The following is a 14,928-nucleotide window of genomic DNA, read 5'->3' as shown; positions in this document are numbered from 1 at the left end:
GGGCGGCGACCCTTGCCTTGCTGTTGATGGCTTAGTTGTACTGCTCTTCCATCCAGGCTTCGACGATCAGCTGCGCCGATACCCCGTCCACACTGCCTTTTTCCAGTGCGCGATAGCCGCCTCGCTCAAACAGCCGGGCGCGGGCATCGGTGGTGGTGAGTCGTTCATCCTTGAACTCTACGGGCTTGCCGAAACGGCCATGCAGCCGGTTGCCGAATTTGCGGGCCCGTACCGTGATCTCCTGATCGGTGCCATCCATGTTCAGCGGCAGACCGACCACCAGCAGGTCCGGTTGCCACTCCTTGAGCAGCTTCTCAATCTCGTCCCAGTTGGGGATGCCGTCGTTGGCCTTGAGGGCGCGCAGAGGCTGGGCTGTGCCAGTCAGCTCCTGACCGATGGCGACGCCAATGCTCTTGGTGCCATAGTCAAAGCCCATGATGCTGCGTGATGACATAACTGATAAATCCTCGAAATAGAGAGCGGAGCGGGCCAGCCGATCAGCTGTGGCCGATATCGCTGGAGAGGTGAACCGGGTTCACCCCTATGCTGGCGGCAGCTTGCTGCCAACGTTTGTGAATGGGCGTCTTGAACACCAGAGCCGGATTGGGGGGGATCACCAGCCAGGCGCCATCCACCAGCTCCTGTTCCAGCTGCCCGGCGCTCCAGCCGGCATAGCCAAGGGCCACCAGCCAATGGGCAGGAGCCTCGCTCGTACCCAGAGTTTCCAGAATATCCTTGGAGGTGGTCACCATCATCTCATCCCCCACCTGCAGGGTGGAGTTGAAGCCGGGGCGGAAGCTGTGCAGCACGAAGCCGCGATCGGCGTGAACCGGCCCCCCTTGCAGCACCGGCTGCTTGAGTTCCGGGTTGTTGGGCGGGTTGAGCTTGAGCTGGGTCAGCATGGTTTCCAGCGACATCTCGACCGGAATGTTGACGACCAAGCCCATGGCGCCCTCTTCGTTGTGCTCGCACAGATAGACCAGCGAGCGCTCGAAATAGGGATCCGTCAGGCTTGGCATGGCAAGCAGGAAGTGATTTTGCAGTGTTTGCATAGAGGCCAAATAGTGCAAAGGTATTTGAGGTCAATTATGGCAGTTGATCCCCATGGGAAAAACCGCTTTTTGGGGCTGGGTGAGATCCCGCCCCTTGCCGGATTGCCTTGAAACAGAGAGGGGGGGCGCCAGCCCTCCCTCTCTGTTTCCGGGCTTGTCAGGGGCGGGTTACCCCCTGAACAGGCCGGTTAGCCTGCCCAGCGATTATTTGCCCAGCCGACGCTCGATGGCATCCATCAACATGCCGGTGATGTGCACATCGAAGGCCGCTTCAATCTCGCGAATGCAGGTCGGGCTGGTGACGTTAATCTCGGTCAGCCGATCGCCGATGATGTCTAGGCCGACGAAGATGAGGCCTTTCTCTTTGAGGGTCGGGCCTACCGCGCGGGCGATGGCCCAGTCCGCTTCGCTCAGGGGACGGGCTTCACCACGGCCACCGGCCGCCAGATTGCCACGGGTCTCCCCTTGCGCCGGAATACGGGCGAGGCAGTAGGGAACAGGTTCACCGTCCACCACCAGCACCCGCTTGTCGCCCTCCTTGATGGCGGGCAGATAGGTCTGCGCCATGCAGTACTGGCTGCCGTGGGCGGTCAGGGTCTCGATAATCACGCCGACGTTGGCGTCATCTTCCTTCATGCGGAAGATGGAGGCGCCGCCCATGCCGTCCAGCGGCTTGAGGATGACGTCCTTGTGTTTCGCGTGGAAGGCGCGCAGCTTGTCGGCGCGGCGGGTTACCAGCGTGGTCGGGGTGTGCTCGGCAAACCAGGCGGTGTAGAGCTTCTCGTTGGCGTCACGCAGGCTCTGCGGCTTGTTGACGATAAGGCAACCCTCATCCTCTGCCCGCTCCAGCATGTAGGTGGCATAGATAAATTCGGTGTCGAACGGCGGATCCTTGCGCATCAGGATCACATCGAGGTTGGAGAGGGGCTGATCCACCACCTCGCCCAGCGTGTACCAGTCGGCATAGTCATATTTGACGGTGAGCGGGCGCATGGTGCCAAAGGCGCGACCAGCTTCCATGTAGAGATCCTTCATCTCCAGATAGAAGAGCTCATAGCCGCGCTTTTGCGCCTCTTCGAGCATGGCAAAGCTGGAATCTTTCTTGATGTTGATGGCCGAGATGGGGTCCATCACGATGCCGAGTTTAATGGTCATCCGCTGTTCCTTTTTAATGGCTCGATAGGGTTGTAGGGTCGATTAGCGCAGCGTAATCGTCCGCTTGAGGCTGCGTCGATGCAGCCATAGGGCTGATTGATGCGGCCGATAGTATCAAGCGAGATCGCCAAAGCGGCACTGCAGCGCAGTGATCGCAGTCAGGGCGGCGGTTTCGGTGCGCAGCACCCGCGGCCCCAGCAGCATCTCTTTGAAATCTTCCTGCACGGTACGGGCGATCTCGTCGCTCGACAAGCCCCCTTCCGGGCCAATCAGCAGGCGCACGCCGTGCTCGGGAACGGGCAGGGTGTTGATGCTGTACTCGGCGCGCGGGTGCAGGTTGAGCTTGAGCTCTTTGGTCTCTTCCGCCAGCCAGGCGTCCAGCTCCATCGGCATGCGCACCTCGGGCACCACGTTGCGGCCGCATTGCTCGCAGGCGCTGATCACCACCTTTTGCCACTGTTCGCGCTTCTTCTCCAGCCGGTCTGCCGGCAGCTTGACGCCGCAGCGCTCGGAGAAGAGCGGGGTGATGCTGGTGACGCCCAGCTCCACCGATTTCTGGATGGTGAAGTCCATCTTGTCGCCACGGCTGATCACCTGACCCAGATGAATGGCCAGCGGTGACTCCACTGATTGGACGTCGCAGCTGTCGATGGTCACTTCCACCGACTTTTTGCCGACGCTGGTGATGGTGGCGGGATATTGATTGCCATCGCCGTTGAACAGCTCGAGCTGCTGGCCCGGCTGCATGCGCAGTACCCGGCCGATATGGTTGGCGCCGTCTTCCGACAGGGCGATGGTCTGGCCAACTTGCAGGGTGGCCGGTTCATAGATACGTGGAATGCGCATGGCTGCTTGTCAGTCTCTTGCTTGGAAACCCTTCATATCCTGCTGCGAGGCGGCAAGCAAGGCTCACGCGGCAGAAGGGAAGGGTTTCATGATAGGAGGGGCGATCCCCCTCCCTGGTCAAATGGGGTTATTGGCACTGCTTTTCAATAAAGGGATTGGTATTGCCCTGCAGCTTGCCGATGCGGCGGTTGCGCTCGCACTCCCAGCCCTCTGCCGGGTACTGGCGATCCCAGGCTTCAAACAGTTTACGCTGTTGCGCTGCCAGACGCAGCCCATACTGCTGGCTCATGTAGAGGTAGGCGCGGGCAATCTGGCCCCGTACCGGCCCCTTGGGCGGCTGCACCCGACGATCCTTGAAATCCACCAGCATCTGGCACTGGCCGTACTGATCCGGCTTGCCGTTCCAGTCGGAGAAGCGGTAGTTGGCCCGATCGCCGTTCACCTCGCCAATGGCGGGGAAGAGGTTGTGCATGTCCCCCTCCATCTTGTTGAACTCGGGGCTCACCTTCTCGCAGTTCTTGCGACCGCCATCCTGCCAGCACTGCAGCTGGTGGCCGAACTCCCAGGCCGGGACCACGTGTTCCCACTCGATGCGGGCGGCGCGCTTGGCCTGCTTGCGCGGCTCATAGCCGCAACTGGCGAGATCTGGGCTCATTTTCTTGCCCTGATAGTCGATGTCACAGCCGCAGTAGAAGGTGGTCGCGTCTGGCTGGCTGCGATAGAGCTTCACCAGATCCTGCTTGGCTTCGCGAAAGGTCTGGGCGTGCAGGGGGGCGCTGAGCAGCGGCAAACCGGCCAGCAGGGTCAGGGCGAGGGAGGAGATGAAACGCATGGGATTCCTTGCAAAACGGGGTGATTGACGAACGATGGCGGGCACCCTACCACAGGGGCGCGACACACGCTGGCTTACTGCTCTGGCTCCGGCCGTTCCCGCTCCAGCGGTTGCTTGCAGCGGCGGCAGTGATAGCGGGCCTCGCCGCGCACCACCTTGTTGTGGCGGCGAATAGAGAGCTGATGCTGCTGGCAGTGACAGCGATAGGGCACGGTGCGCTGGGCCAATACCGCCAGATCGAAGCTGTGGGTGGTTCTGGGCTCAAGGCCGAACACCTCCCGCATCACCGACTGCCACTGCTTGCCGTGGGGTAAGACCCTGTTTTTGCCGCGTCCTTCCCCCCACAGTGCATAGACCAGCAGATGGGCCACCTCGTGGGGCACCACCTCATCCAGAAACGCCTGCTGGTTGGCCTGATAGAGGGCGGGATTGAAGCGCAGCTCCCAGGTTTGCAGCCGCGCCGATCCTGCCGCCCGGCCCCGCATATTGCAGTAGATCCGCGGGCGTGGGAAGGTGCGGCCAAGGCGCGCCTCGGCCTGCACAAAGCAGGCCTCTACGCGTTGTTGCAGCAGGGCGACAAGCTGGGAAGGGGTGGCAGACATCAACATCTCGTCAGATAGCGGATAAGCAAAAGGGGAGCCAGGCTCCCCTTTTATCACAACAGCGAGCCTTACAGGCCAGCGGCAGAACGCAGCAGTTCGGCCTTGTCGGTCTGCTCCCACGGGAACTCGTCGCGACCGAAGTGACCGTAGGCAGCGGTAGCCTGGTAGATCGGGCGCTTCAGATCCAGCATTTCGATCAGGCCATACGGGCGCAGTTCGAAGTGCTCGCGCACCAGCTTGACCAGCAGCTCCTCGGCGACCTTGGCGGTACCGAAGGTCTCGACGCTGATGGAGGTCGGCTCGGCCACGCCGATGGCGTAGGAGATCTGGATTTCACAGCGATCGGCCAGACCGGCGGCAACGATGTTTTTGGCAACGTAGCGGGCGGCGTAGGCTGCAGAACGGTCAACCTTGGACGGATCCTTACCGGAGAAGGCGCCACCACCGTGACGGGCCATGCCGCCGTAGGTGTCGACGATGATCTTGCGACCGGTAAGACCGCAGTCACCCATCGGGCCGCCGATAACGAAACGGCCGGTCGGGTTGATGAAGTATTTGGTGTCCTTGTTGACCCACTCGGCCGGCAGCACCGGCTTGATGATCTCTTCGCGTACCGCTTCAACCAGATCCTTGTGGCTGATGGATTCAGCGTGCTGGGTAGACAGTACAACGGCATCGACACCGATGATCTTGCCTGCGTCGTCGTAGGCAAAGGTCAGCTGGCTCTTGGCATCCGGACGCAGCCACGGCAGGGTGCCGTTCTTGCGCACTTCAGCCTGACGCTTCACCAGCAGGTGAGAGTAGGTGATGGGGGCCGGCATCAGCACGTCGGTTTCGTTGGTGGCGTAGCCGAACATCAGGCCCTGGTCGCCAGCGCCCTGCTCCAGCGGATCGCTGCGGTCAACACCTTGGTTGATGTCCGGGGACTGCTTGCCGATGGCGTTCAGCACGGCGCAGGAGTCAGCGTCGAAGCCCATGTCGGAGTGGGTGTAGCCGATTTCACGCACGGTATCACGCACGATCTCTTCGATATCAACCCAGGCAGAGGTGGTTACTTCGCCGGCCACCATGACCATACCGGTCTTGACCAGGGTCTCGCAGGCGACACGGGCCTTGGTATCTTGCTTGAGGATGGCGTCCAGTACCGCATCGGAGATCTGGTCCGCAATCTTGTCTGGATGGCCTTCGGAGACCGACTCGGAAGTAAACAGCTTTGCCATGATATGAATCTCAGCTTGTCTGGGTTATCGCCACAGCAATAACCGGGTGAATGGGATGGTGTAGAGGTATCTACATCTGGACGTCTATATTAATTAGCGCCCCCCGCGATTGCCAGCACTATTTTGTCGCGCAGTGTCCAATGGGTCACAAGCGGTGCTCTCCTATCCCGAAAGGGATGGGAATCAAACGTTTTTCTCTGGTTGCTTTGGCCAATAGAGGGCAAGAAAAGCGATTGTCCTCCCAAAGCCACTTTATTCATCCAGATAATATTTGCACGCCGCGCGCCCTGCTGGGACAATAACGCGCCTTAATCTTGGCCATCAAATGAAGCAATCGCAGGAGATTCAGATGCCTTCTCGTAAAGAGCTTGCCAATGCCATTCGTGCATTGAGTATGGATGCCGTTCAAAAAGCCAACTCCGGTCACCCGGGCGCCCCCATGGGAATGGCGGATATCGCCGAAGTGCTGTGGCGTAGCCACCTCAGACATAACCCGAACAACCCCAAGTGGGCCGACCGCGACCGTTTCATTCTCTCCAACGGCCACGGCTCCATGCTGCTGTACTCCCTGCTGCACCTCTCCGGTTATGACCTCTCCATCGACGATCTGAAAAACTTCCGCCAACTGCACTCTCGCACCCCGGGTCACCCGGAGTACGGCTATGCACCGGGCGTGGAAACCACCACTGGCCCGCTGGGTCAGGGCATCACCAACGCCGTTGGTATGGCGATCGCCGAGAAAGCCATGGCTGAGCAGTTCAACCAGCCGGGCCACGACATCGTTGACCACTACACCTACGCCTTTATGGGCGACGGCTGCCTGATGGAAGGTATCTCCCACGAAGCGTGCTCCCTGGCAGGTACCCTGCAACTGGGCAAACTGATCGCGTTCTGGGATGACAACGGTATCTCCATCGACGGTCACGTAGAAGGCTGGTTCACCGACGACACCGTCAAGCGTTTCGAAGCTTACGGCTGGCACGTTATCCCGGCTGTTGACGGTCACAGCCCGGAAGCCATCAATGCCGCCATCGAAGCCGCCAAGGCCGAGACCGGCAAGCCGACCCTGATCTGCTGCCGCACCATCATCGGTTACGGCTCCCCGAACAAATCCGGTTCTCACGACTGCCACGGCTCACCGCTGGGCAACGACGAGATCGCCGCTGCTCGCGCCTTCCTGAAGTGGGACCACGCGCCGTTCGTTATCCCGGCCGATATCGCTGCCGAGTGGAACGCTCAGGAGAAGGGCGCTGCACTGGAAGCCGACTGGGCTGCCAAGTTCGCCGCCTATGAAGCCGCTCACCCGACGCTGGCTGCCGAATTCAAGCGCCGCACCGCTGGCGAACTGCCGGCCAACTGGGCTGCCGAATCCGCCAAGATCATCGAAACCCTGCAAGCCAACCCGGCCAAGATTGCGACCCGTAAAGCGTCCCAGAACTCTCTGGAAGCCTTCGGCAAGCTGCTGCCGGAGTTCATGGGCGGCTCTGCTGACCTGGCTCCGTCCAACCTGACCATGTGGTCCGGCTCCAAGTCCCTGACCAACGACGATGCCTCCGGCAACTACATCCACTACGGTGTACGCGAGTTCGGCATGTCCGCCATCATGAACGGTATCGCCCTGCACGGTGGTTTCATCCCCTACGGCGCTACCTTCCTGATGTTTATGGAGTATGCCCGCAACGCCCTGCGTATGGCCGCCCTGATGAAGCAGCGCGCTATCTTCGTTTACACCCACGACTCCATCGGTCTGGGTGAAGATGGCCCGACTCACCAGCCGGTTGAGCAGATCGCCTCCCTGCGTCTGACTCCGAACATGAGCACCTGGCGTCCGTGTGACCAGGTTGAATCCGCCATCGCCTGGAAACACGCCATCGAGCGTACCGACGGCCCGACCTCTCTGATCTTCTCTCGTCAGAACCTGGCCCAGATGGACCGTACTGCCCAGCAGCTGGCCGACACCGCCAAGGGTGGTTACGTGCTGAAGGATTGCGCCGGTACTCCGGAGCTGATCCTGATCGCCACCGGTTCCGAAGTGGAACTGGCCGTTGCCGCCTATGAGCAGCTGACTGCCAAGGGCCGTGCCGTGCGCGTGGTCTCTCTGCCGTCTACCGACGTGTTCGACGCCCAGTCTGCCGAGTACAAAGAGTCCGTCCTGCCGTCCTCCGTCACCAAGCGTGTGGCCATCGAAGCCGGCATCGCTGACTACTGGTACAAGTACGTCGGTTTCGGCGGCAAGATCATCGGTATGACCACCTTCGGTGAGTCCGCCCCGGCCGAACTGCTGTTCAAGGAATTCGGCTTTACCGTGGAAAACGTGGTTGCGACCGCAGAGTCCCTGTGATCGCTGACTATTGGGCCGCTCTGGCCCAATATCCGGAATAAGAAAACGCCCCCCATCGCAAGATGGGGGGCGTTTTTATTGGCAAAGAAAAATAATAAATTAAAAATATATTTCAATACCTGAGAGTTGATAGTACTTTCTCTGGATGATTGATTTTCATTGTTTGAACAAAGGCTAAATTATGGTTGCAAGAGGCTGGTTTATTATAATTGTTGTTTTGGTACTTTTATTTTCCCCTATTGCTTTTTATGTAAATACATTTGGCGGAGAGTTGTCACAAGACCACTCTCGATGGGCTGAATTTGGCTCGGCAATTGGAGGTGTCTATGCACCAATACTCGGATTTATTACGTTAATAGTTTTGATTCGTCAGCTTTCTTTACAGAAACAGATGAATGACCAGTATTATTTGTAGCAAGCACGAGAAGATATCGAGTTTTATGCATCGCAGTTATCTAATATTCTTGATGAATCACTGGTCAGTAATGTGCCATTGAGGGCTGTACTTCACGAGAAATTTATGTTTTGTAGCCCTGAAAATTTATGTTCAATGGATATGAAGAATATTTCCATTGATATTCATAAAGTAATGCCACAGGCACTTGATATATGGGCAGCTATATACCCTGTATTAATAGGACTATCTGCGGTTGATGACTCATCATTTAAAGTGACATTGGCCTCTTCAAAGCAAAAACTAGTTGCATTACTCAGCGTTGAAATATGTGTAGCTTTGGATAATTTGCATTTTTGTCGTACTGATGGGAAAAGCGGTTTTACATATGTTTTTAACCAAAAATTGCAGTAGAGCTATCTAAATAGCTCGTAGGTTCGATTAGCGAAGCGTAATCGGACGTTCGCGTTTTTAAGACGATGCCATAAAAATAATATCCCACCCTGTTACCAAAAAGAGACCGGCATATAGCCGGTCTCTTTTTATTTATCGCAATCCTTACACCTGCGGCGGGGTACTTTCCGCGTTGGATATCACCGCATCCACCTCGGCCTGCTCCACTATGGGCCTTATCAATCTGACGACAAGGGTGCCATGGTTAATACCAGCTTGCCGATATGGCGGCCTGAGTCCAGCAAATGGTGGGCTGCGGCGGCCTCATGCAGCGGGAAGGTCTGGTAAACCTGCGGTTTGACCTCGCCGCGTTCGATAAATGGCCAGACATGAGTTTGCAGCTGGGCAATCAGCTCGGCTTTTTCCTGCGGAGTACGCGAGCGCAGGGTGGAGCCGATATGGGTCAGCCGCTTTTGCAGCATGGGAAACAGATCCAGATTGGGGGCGGCGCCCGCAATAATGCCGATCTGGACTATGCGACCATTGATGGCGGCTGCAGCATAGTTGCGCGCGACATACTCTCCGCCAATGATATCGAGAATGATGTCGGCGCCATGGCCATCGGTGGCTGCATGTACTGCCTCGACAAAATCCTCCTCCTTGTAGAGCACGGCCACATCCGCGCCCAGCTTGGTGCTGGCGGCCTGCTGCTCGGGGGAGCCGACCGTGGTGATGATTTTGGCGGCGCCAAATGCCTTGGCCAGCATGGTGGCGGTCGTGCCGATGCCAGAGGCACCGCCATGGATCAAGATAATGTCCCCTTTTTTGAACTGACCCCGTTCAAACATATTTGACCAGACCGTCATAAAGGTTTCCGGCAGCGCCGCCGCTTCAACAAAGCTCAATCCGGGCGGCAGGGGCAGGACATTGCTCTGGTGGGCGACGCTGTACTCGGCATAGCCGCCACCCGAAATCAGCGCGGCGACCTTGTCGCCAATCTTGAGATGGGTCACCTGCTCCCCCTTGGCGACTACGACCCCGGCGACCTCCAGCCCGGGAATATCCGATGCCCCTGCCGGAGGCGGGTAGAGTCCTTTGCGCTGCATCACATCCGGCCCATTGATGCCGGTCGCATAGTGCCGGATCAAAACCTCATCGGGCTTGGGCGCTGGTGTGGCGCGGGTGGTCAGTTGCAAGACATCGGGGCCACCGGGCTGGGTAATTTCTACCGCGCTCATGGTGGCGGGAATGGAATAGGCGTTATGCATCAGCGGCTCCTTGTAACGAGGTGATATGAGGTTCCCCGGATGGGATGAGCACCAAGATAGTGGAGATTACTGATGAATAAACGCAGTATTATCCCTCACCTGTAATGCAAAAATGCATTTCAACCGGGAGTCGTGATGAACTGGGATGATGCGAAAATTTTTCTGGCGTTGCATCGCGAGGGGAGCCTGAGGGGCGCAGCCCGTGTGGTCGGGGTCGATCAGGCCACCATTGGCAGGCGGATTGCCGCACTGGAGCATCGTCTGGCGGCCACGCTGTTTCTCCGCACATCCAAAGGGTATGTGCTGACTCATGTCGGAGAGATAGTGCTGGCCAGCGCCCAGCAGATGGAGCTGGCAGCCATTGATTTTGTGCGGGCGGCGCAAGGGGTCGACAACCGCCTGGTTGGGGAGGTCAGTGTGGCGACCACAGACACCCTGGGGATGGATTTTCTGATACCGGCCCTGACCGAGCTGCATCAGCGTTATCCCGATATCAGGGTCATCCTCAATACCTCGACCCAGGTGGTCAATCTGTCCCTGCGGGAAGCGGATATCGCGATCCGGACGGTGAAGCCGGACAATCCCGACCTGATTATTCGCAAGCTGGCCTCCTGGCCGGTCGGGTTGTATGCCTCCGCCGACTATCTGGCTCGCCATGGCATTCCCGAAGCGGGCACCGGTTTTGCGGGCCATTCGCTGGTGGTGTATGAGCCCCACTGGCAGAGCGCTCGCTCGCCAATGATGCTCGAAGAGGCGGCCGAGGGGGCCACGGTCGCCGCGGGAGTCAATACCAGCCTGATGCTGCGTCAGGCCCTGTTGATGGGGCTGGGACTTGGCGAGGTAGCGGTTCCGCTTGCCGAGCAAGCCGGGTTGGTGCGGGTCTGGCCCGAGCGGCAGTTACAGCAATCCTACGATGTGTGGCTGGTGACCCATCAGGATGTGCAGCATGCCGCGCGGGTCAGGGCGGTCATGGATGCCATCGTCAGGGCATTTGCCGCGATGGCCTAAGTCTGGCGGGGATTCTGTTCAGGTTTTGTCGCAGCGTGGTCACATCCCTTGCCATAGTCATGGCGGTTGAGGGAAAACCCTCATTTACTTGGTCTCTGACAGTCAATACTGTGAGACCGAGTCCACCACTACTGGAGCCTGAGCCATGACCGATATGCTTGTTGACGATACACAACCGACCCCGGATCCGGCAGAGCAGAATGCCTTCTTTCCGTCGCCCTACTCCCTGAGCCAGTTCACCTCTCGCAAATCTGACCTTGCCGGGGCTGACTATCCCGCTCCCTATCGGGAGGGGCGCTGGAAGATCCTGCTGATCGGTGCCGATGAGCGTTATCTGCCCACCGACAACGGCACCCTGTTTTCCACCGGTAACCATCCGGTCGAAACCCTGCTGCCCATGTATCACCTCGACAAGGCGGGCTTTGCCTTTGACGTGGCCACCCTTTCCGGCAATCCGGTCAAGTTCGAGTGGTGGGCAATGCCCGGCGAAGACGAAGAGGTGTTGGGGCTCTATGCCAAATATCAGGCGCAGTTCCGCCAACCGGCCAAGCTGGCCGATCTGCTGAAAGAGGCGCTGGCCACTGACTCGGACTATATCGGCGTCTTTATTCCCGGCGGCCACGGCGCCCTGATGGGGCTGCCGGAGAGTGCCGAGGTGAAAGCGCTGCTGGAGTGGGCGATGGCTAACGATCGCTTCATCATCTCCCTCTGTCACGGGCCTGCTGCGCTGCTGGCGGTGGCCAATCCAGAGACCTTCGCGGGCTACAAGATCTGCGCTTTTCCCGATGAGCTGGATGCCCAGACCCCGGCAATTGGCTATATGCCTGGCCACCTCACCTGGAAGTTTGGCGAGAAGCTCAAAGAGATTGGCTTCGAGATCGTCAACAACGGCATCTCGGGAGAGGTGTGCCGGGATCGCAATCTGCTGACCGGTGACAGCCCGCTGGCTGGTAATAACCTCGGCAAGCTGGCCGCCACCACCTTGCTGGAGGCGGTTGCCAAGCGATGAGGTTGTCGTCATCGCCAGCGAATGCGTTGCAGGTCGCGGTGGCGCTGGAAGGGTGCCAGCGGCTGGAGGAGATCCAGCAACTGGTGCGCGCCTTTGCCACCCCGCTGGGGTATCACCGCTTTGCGCTCTTCTCCATCAGTGCCAGCGAGGAGGGGGTGGTCGAGCATCTCTACTGGCTGGAGGGGGAGTGGCTGGAAAGCGGCGAGGCGGTCGACCTGCATGCCTATATGCGCGAGTGCCCGATGGCGATGCATATCAGGGAGCGAGACCAGCCCTTCTTCTGGAGCAAAACGGTTGGCGCTGCTGGCGAGCAGTACCGTATCGTGCGCCAGCCTGAGGGGCCGGGCCGACATGGCTTGCAGGTACCCGTCTATAGGCCGTTGGGACTGGAGGGGGCGATGAGCTTTGGCGGCGATCAGATCGATGACAGTGCCCACACTCGGGTTGGCCTTGCGCTGATCGCGGCGGCGGCTTTTCATGCAGCTCGTCGCCTGATGGAGATGCCGGTAGCGGGTCACGAGCGTGGCCTCACTGGGCGCGAGCGCGAAGTGCTGGAGTGGGTCTCCCGGGGTTGGCGCCATGCCGATATCGCCACCACCCTGAAGCTTTCGGTGCGCACGGTCGAGAACCATCTGCGCAGTGCCCGCCGTCGACTGGGGGTGGCCACTACCGCAGAGGCGGTCAGAGTGGCGCTCAGGAACCGCGATATCGAGGGCTGAGGGGCCATCCCTTTGTCTAGCATGTAAAAAGAGACCGGCCATCAGCCGGTCTCTTTTTTATTTCCCGCAACATTACACCTGCGGCGGGGTGCTTTCGGCGTTGGACATCACCGCATCAATTTGCACCAGGGCGCCAGCGGGCAACTCGCTCACCCCGAATACGGTGCGGGCAGGCAGATAACCCGGGAAATATTTGGTGTAGATAGCGTTGACCGCATCCAGATCCGCGATATTGCCGAGCTGGATATTGACCTTGACGATATCGTCCATCACATGGCCGATGCTCTCCACAATCGCCTTGATATTGCTCAGGCACTGGGCGGTCTGCTCCTTGATGCAGCCAGCCAGGATCTTGCCAGTGGCGGGGTCAATCGGTAACTGCGCAGAGAGATGGTTGTAGTGGGAGAATGCGACGGTCTGGCAATGGAGCGGGCTGCGCGGTGCCTTGTCGGTATTGCGGGCGCGGATCACCAGATTGTGTCTGTCTTCCACCAGTTGTGGCGGGGTGCCGTCACCGTGGGAGATGACCGCATCCATCTGCACCCGTGCCCCCATGGGCAGAGCTGCGGCACTGACTACCGAGCGGGCGGGCAGATAAGCGACGGCGCGGGCAATGGCAGAGTCGGGGAAGAAGGTGGTGTAGACCTCGTTGACGGCCTCCAGATCTGCCAGATCGGTCAGATAGACGGTGACCTTGACGATATCGTCAAACGGCACGTCGATGCTCTCCAGCACTGCCTTGATGTTGTGCAGACACTGGCCCGCCTGCTCCTTGATGCCACCGGCAACCAGCTGGCCAGAGGCTGCATCGACCGGCAGCTGGGCGCCGATATTGTTGTAGTGGGAGAAGGCCACGGTATGGGTGGAGAGCGGATTGTGCGGCGCCTTGTCACTGTTGCGGGCCAGTTTAACCAGCGGGCAAGGATCTTGTGGGAAGGTACCTTCGCCGTTGGAGATGATGGCATCGATCTGCACCAGTGCGCCCAGCGGCAGGGCGGCGACGGCGAGGGTGGTGCGGGTCGGCAGATAGCCCGGGAAGAATTCGCGATAGACGGCGTTGACCGCCTCCAGATCCGCCATCTCTTTCAGGAAGATGGTCGCTTTGACCATATCGTCCATCACATGGCCGATGCTCTCGATGATCGCCTTGAGGTTGCTCAGGCACTGTCTGGCCTGCGCGGTGACATCGCCACTCACCATCTTGCCGGTGGCGGGATCGACCGGCAGTTGGGCGGAGATATTGTTGTAATGAGAAAACGCCACCGTTTGGGTGCTGGGGCCCAGATCCTGGGGGGCATGGGGGGTATTTCTTGCCGACTTGATGATGGTGCCACTCATAGATATGCCTCTTTTTAATATTTGTTGTTCATTCAGGTACAGGTTTACCCCATCTTGTTGTACGCCACGGCCACTGCGCCAGCGGCGGCATCCCCGGTTATTATTTGTGATCCACTCAATTACTGAGAGGAATAAGGGAGAAGAGGACAGGGTAGATATTTCAGACGCTGCGATTCTATGAGTGGCTATCAGGGGTTGCAAACCGCTGATTGCATTTCTATGAGATGGCTCAATGGGTGCAAATTTAATGTGATTGCTATTCAATTCATGCTGAATAGTCACCTGTTTGTCCGCCAATGGCCATGCATCGAGCAATAGTCCAGTCCAGGCGGGGGTTGGGGCAGATACCTTGGCAGTGAAGGAGTGTAAAGAAAGGGTTAATGCGATGCATCAAGCTGCCATCAAACGATTTTATTGTGCATAGATATGTACTTTATGTTTTTTTAGTCATCTATCTTGCCGCGAAAAAATATGCTAGCAGAGATTACTGTAACAGTAGTTAAAGATGTGGCTGGAATATAATTCAAATATTTGCATGGGGGATGCTTGTTAATTATCGGTAGGCTGACGGTTGGCCCAGATTTGGAGCGTTTTTATCTTTTTATATATCTGGTGAAATATGCGTGACCAGCGCAGTAGTCCCATATCGAGGTGACCAGGGTTGGCAATATATCGGCTGACCAGGTGCGGCATGGTCAAGGCATCAAACAAGAGGATGACCTTGGCTCGACGCAGCGCTGTAGATCGGGCT

Annotated in this window: 14 protein-coding genes; 5 read left to right on the top strand and 9 right to left on the bottom strand. The window is 58.5% G+C overall.

What is annotated here, in order from left to right:
* Nucleotides 1-31 precede the first annotated feature (31 nt).
* The 7 genes from ruvX to metK all read right to left on the bottom strand — a co-directional run bounded on the left by ruvX (nt 32) and on the right by metK (nt 5,707).
* Complete coding sequence (gene ruvX / locus I6L44_RS11390; RefSeq protein WP_005343821.1) at nt 32-454, bottom strand: Holliday junction resolvase RuvX; 423 nt, start codon at nt 452-454, stop codon at nt 32-34.
* Nucleotides 455-497: 43 nt separating this feature from the next.
* On the bottom strand, nt 498-1,052 hold the full coding sequence (locus I6L44_RS11385; protein WP_042010750.1) for a YqgE/AlgH family protein: 555 nt from the start codon (nt 1,050-1,052) through the stop codon (nt 498-500).
* 204 nt (nt 1,053-1,256) lie between these two features.
* Nucleotides 1,257-2,207: a glutathione synthase gene (gene gshB / locus I6L44_RS11380; protein WP_021229197.1), complete on the bottom strand. Its 951-nt coding sequence runs from the start codon at nt 2,205-2,207 to the stop codon at nt 1,257-1,259.
* 114 nt (nt 2,208-2,321) lie between these two features.
* Nucleotides 2,322-3,053 (bottom strand): 16S rRNA (uracil(1498)-N(3))-methyltransferase, encoded by a 732-nt coding sequence (gene rsmE, locus I6L44_RS11375; protein ID WP_216951871.1) that lies wholly within the window; start codon nt 3,051-3,053, stop codon nt 2,322-2,324.
* Nucleotides 3,054-3,180: 127 nt separating this feature from the next.
* Entirely contained in the window at nt 3,181-3,885 is a 705-nt protein-coding gene (locus I6L44_RS11370) for an endonuclease (RefSeq protein WP_216951870.1), read from the bottom strand.
* 74 nt (nt 3,886-3,959) lie between these two features.
* Nucleotides 3,960-4,487: a SprT family zinc-dependent metalloprotease gene (locus tag I6L44_RS11365; RefSeq protein WP_216951869.1), complete on the bottom strand. Its 528-nt coding sequence runs from the start codon at nt 4,485-4,487 to the stop codon at nt 3,960-3,962.
* Between the two features lie 68 nt (nt 4,488-4,555).
* The gene (gene metK, locus I6L44_RS11360) at nt 4,556-5,707 is read right to left on the bottom strand and encodes a methionine adenosyltransferase (RefSeq protein WP_005338519.1); all 1,152 of its coding nucleotides are present in this window, start codon (nt 5,705-5,707) and stop codon (nt 4,556-4,558) included.
* 349 nt (nt 5,708-6,056) lie between these two features.
* On the opposite strand from metK, the gene tkt reads away from it, so the two are divergent.
* On the top strand, nt 6,057-8,048 hold the full coding sequence (gene tkt, locus I6L44_RS11355) for a transketolase (RefSeq protein WP_005338517.1): 1,992 nt from the start codon (nt 6,057-6,059) through the stop codon (nt 8,046-8,048).
* A 556-nt stretch (nt 8,049-8,604) separates the two neighbouring features.
* Nucleotides 8,605-8,856 carry a hypothetical protein gene (locus I6L44_RS11350; RefSeq protein ID WP_216951868.1) on the top strand — a complete coding sequence of 84 codons (252 nt, stop codon included), beginning with the start codon at nt 8,605-8,607 and terminating at the stop codon, nt 8,854-8,856.
* Between the two features lie 218 nt (nt 8,857-9,074).
* Here I6L44_RS11350 and I6L44_RS11345 read toward each other — a convergent pair whose 3' ends face one another.
* Nucleotides 9,075-10,103 carry an NAD(P)H-quinone oxidoreductase gene (locus I6L44_RS11345; RefSeq protein ID WP_216951867.1) on the bottom strand — a complete coding sequence of 343 codons (1,029 nt, stop codon included), beginning with the start codon at nt 10,101-10,103 and terminating at the stop codon, nt 9,075-9,077.
* A 135-nt stretch (nt 10,104-10,238) separates the two neighbouring features.
* On the opposite strand from I6L44_RS11345, the gene I6L44_RS11340 reads away from it, so the two are divergent.
* The 3 genes from I6L44_RS11340 (at nt 10,239) to I6L44_RS11330 (ending at nt 12,839) form a co-directional block, all read left to right on the top strand.
* Nucleotides 10,239-11,111 (top strand): LysR family transcriptional regulator, encoded by an 873-nt coding sequence (locus tag I6L44_RS11340; protein ID WP_042055160.1) that lies wholly within the window; start codon nt 10,239-10,241, stop codon nt 11,109-11,111.
* Between the two features lie 145 nt (nt 11,112-11,256).
* Nucleotides 11,257-12,120, top strand: coding sequence for a glyoxalase III HchA (gene hchA / locus I6L44_RS11335; protein ID WP_216951866.1), 864 nt, complete (start codon nt 11,257-11,259; stop codon nt 12,118-12,120).
* Complete coding sequence (locus tag I6L44_RS11330; RefSeq protein ID WP_216951865.1) at nt 12,117-12,839, top strand: PA1136 family autoinducer-binding transcriptional regulator; 723 nt, start codon at nt 12,117-12,119, stop codon at nt 12,837-12,839. The genes hchA and I6L44_RS11330 overlap by 4 nt, the downstream gene beginning before the upstream one ends.
* A gap of 72 nt (nt 12,840-12,911) precedes the next feature.
* Here I6L44_RS11330 and I6L44_RS11325 read toward each other — a convergent pair whose 3' ends face one another.
* Nucleotides 12,912-14,177 (bottom strand): RidA family protein, encoded by a 1,266-nt coding sequence (locus I6L44_RS11325; protein WP_216951864.1) that lies wholly within the window; start codon nt 14,175-14,177, stop codon nt 12,912-12,914.
* Nucleotides 14,178-14,928 lie beyond the last annotated feature (751 nt).

The organism is Aeromonas sp. FDAARGOS 1414 (genome assembly GCF_019047065.1).
GTDB lineage: Bacteria > Pseudomonadota > Gammaproteobacteria > Enterobacterales > Aeromonadaceae > Aeromonas > Aeromonas veronii_A.
This window is presented reverse-complemented; position numbering and strand designations above follow the sequence as displayed.

Bases quoted from the DNA above. Each gene is read 5' to 3' on its own strand.
- ruvX (WP_005343821.1), bottom strand. From the start codon at position 454: ATGTCATCACGCAGCATCATGGGCTTTGACTATGGCACCAAGAGCATT.
- I6L44_RS11385 (WP_042010750.1), bottom strand. From the start codon at position 1,052: ATGCAAACACTGCAAAATCACTTCCTGCTTGCCATGCCAAGCCTGACG.
- gshB (WP_021229197.1), bottom strand. From the start codon at position 2,207: ATGACCATTAAACTCGGCATCGTGATGGACCCCATCTCGGCCATCAAC.
- rsmE (WP_216951871.1), bottom strand. From the start codon at position 3,053: ATGCGCATTCCACGTATCTATGAACCGGCCACCCTGCAAGTTGGCCAG.
- I6L44_RS11370 (WP_216951870.1), bottom strand. From the start codon at position 3,885: ATGCGTTTCATCTCCTCCCTCGCCCTGACCCTGCTGGCCGGTTTGCCG.
- I6L44_RS11365 (WP_216951869.1), bottom strand. From the start codon at position 4,487: ATGTCTGCCACCCCTTCCCAGCTTGTCGCCCTGCTGCAACAACGCGTA.
- metK (WP_005338519.1), bottom strand. From the start codon at position 5,707: ATGGCAAAGCTGTTTACTTCCGAGTCGGTCTCCGAAGGCCATCCAGAC.
- tkt (WP_005338517.1), top strand. From the start codon at position 6,057: ATGCCTTCTCGTAAAGAGCTTGCCAATGCCATTCGTGCATTGAGTATG.
- I6L44_RS11350 (WP_216951868.1), top strand. From the start codon at position 8,605: ATGAAGAATATTTCCATTGATATTCATAAAGTAATGCCACAGGCACTT.
- I6L44_RS11345 (WP_216951867.1), bottom strand. From the start codon at position 10,103: ATGCATAACGCCTATTCCATTCCCGCCACCATGAGCGCGGTAGAAATT.
- I6L44_RS11340 (WP_042055160.1), top strand. From the start codon at position 10,239: ATGAACTGGGATGATGCGAAAATTTTTCTGGCGTTGCATCGCGAGGGG.
- hchA (WP_216951866.1), top strand. From the start codon at position 11,257: ATGACCGATATGCTTGTTGACGATACACAACCGACCCCGGATCCGGCA.
- I6L44_RS11330 (WP_216951865.1), top strand. From the start codon at position 12,117: ATGAGGTTGTCGTCATCGCCAGCGAATGCGTTGCAGGTCGCGGTGGCG.
- I6L44_RS11325 (WP_216951864.1), bottom strand. From the start codon at position 14,177: ATGAGTGGCACCATCATCAAGTCGGCAAGAAATACCCCCCATGCCCCC.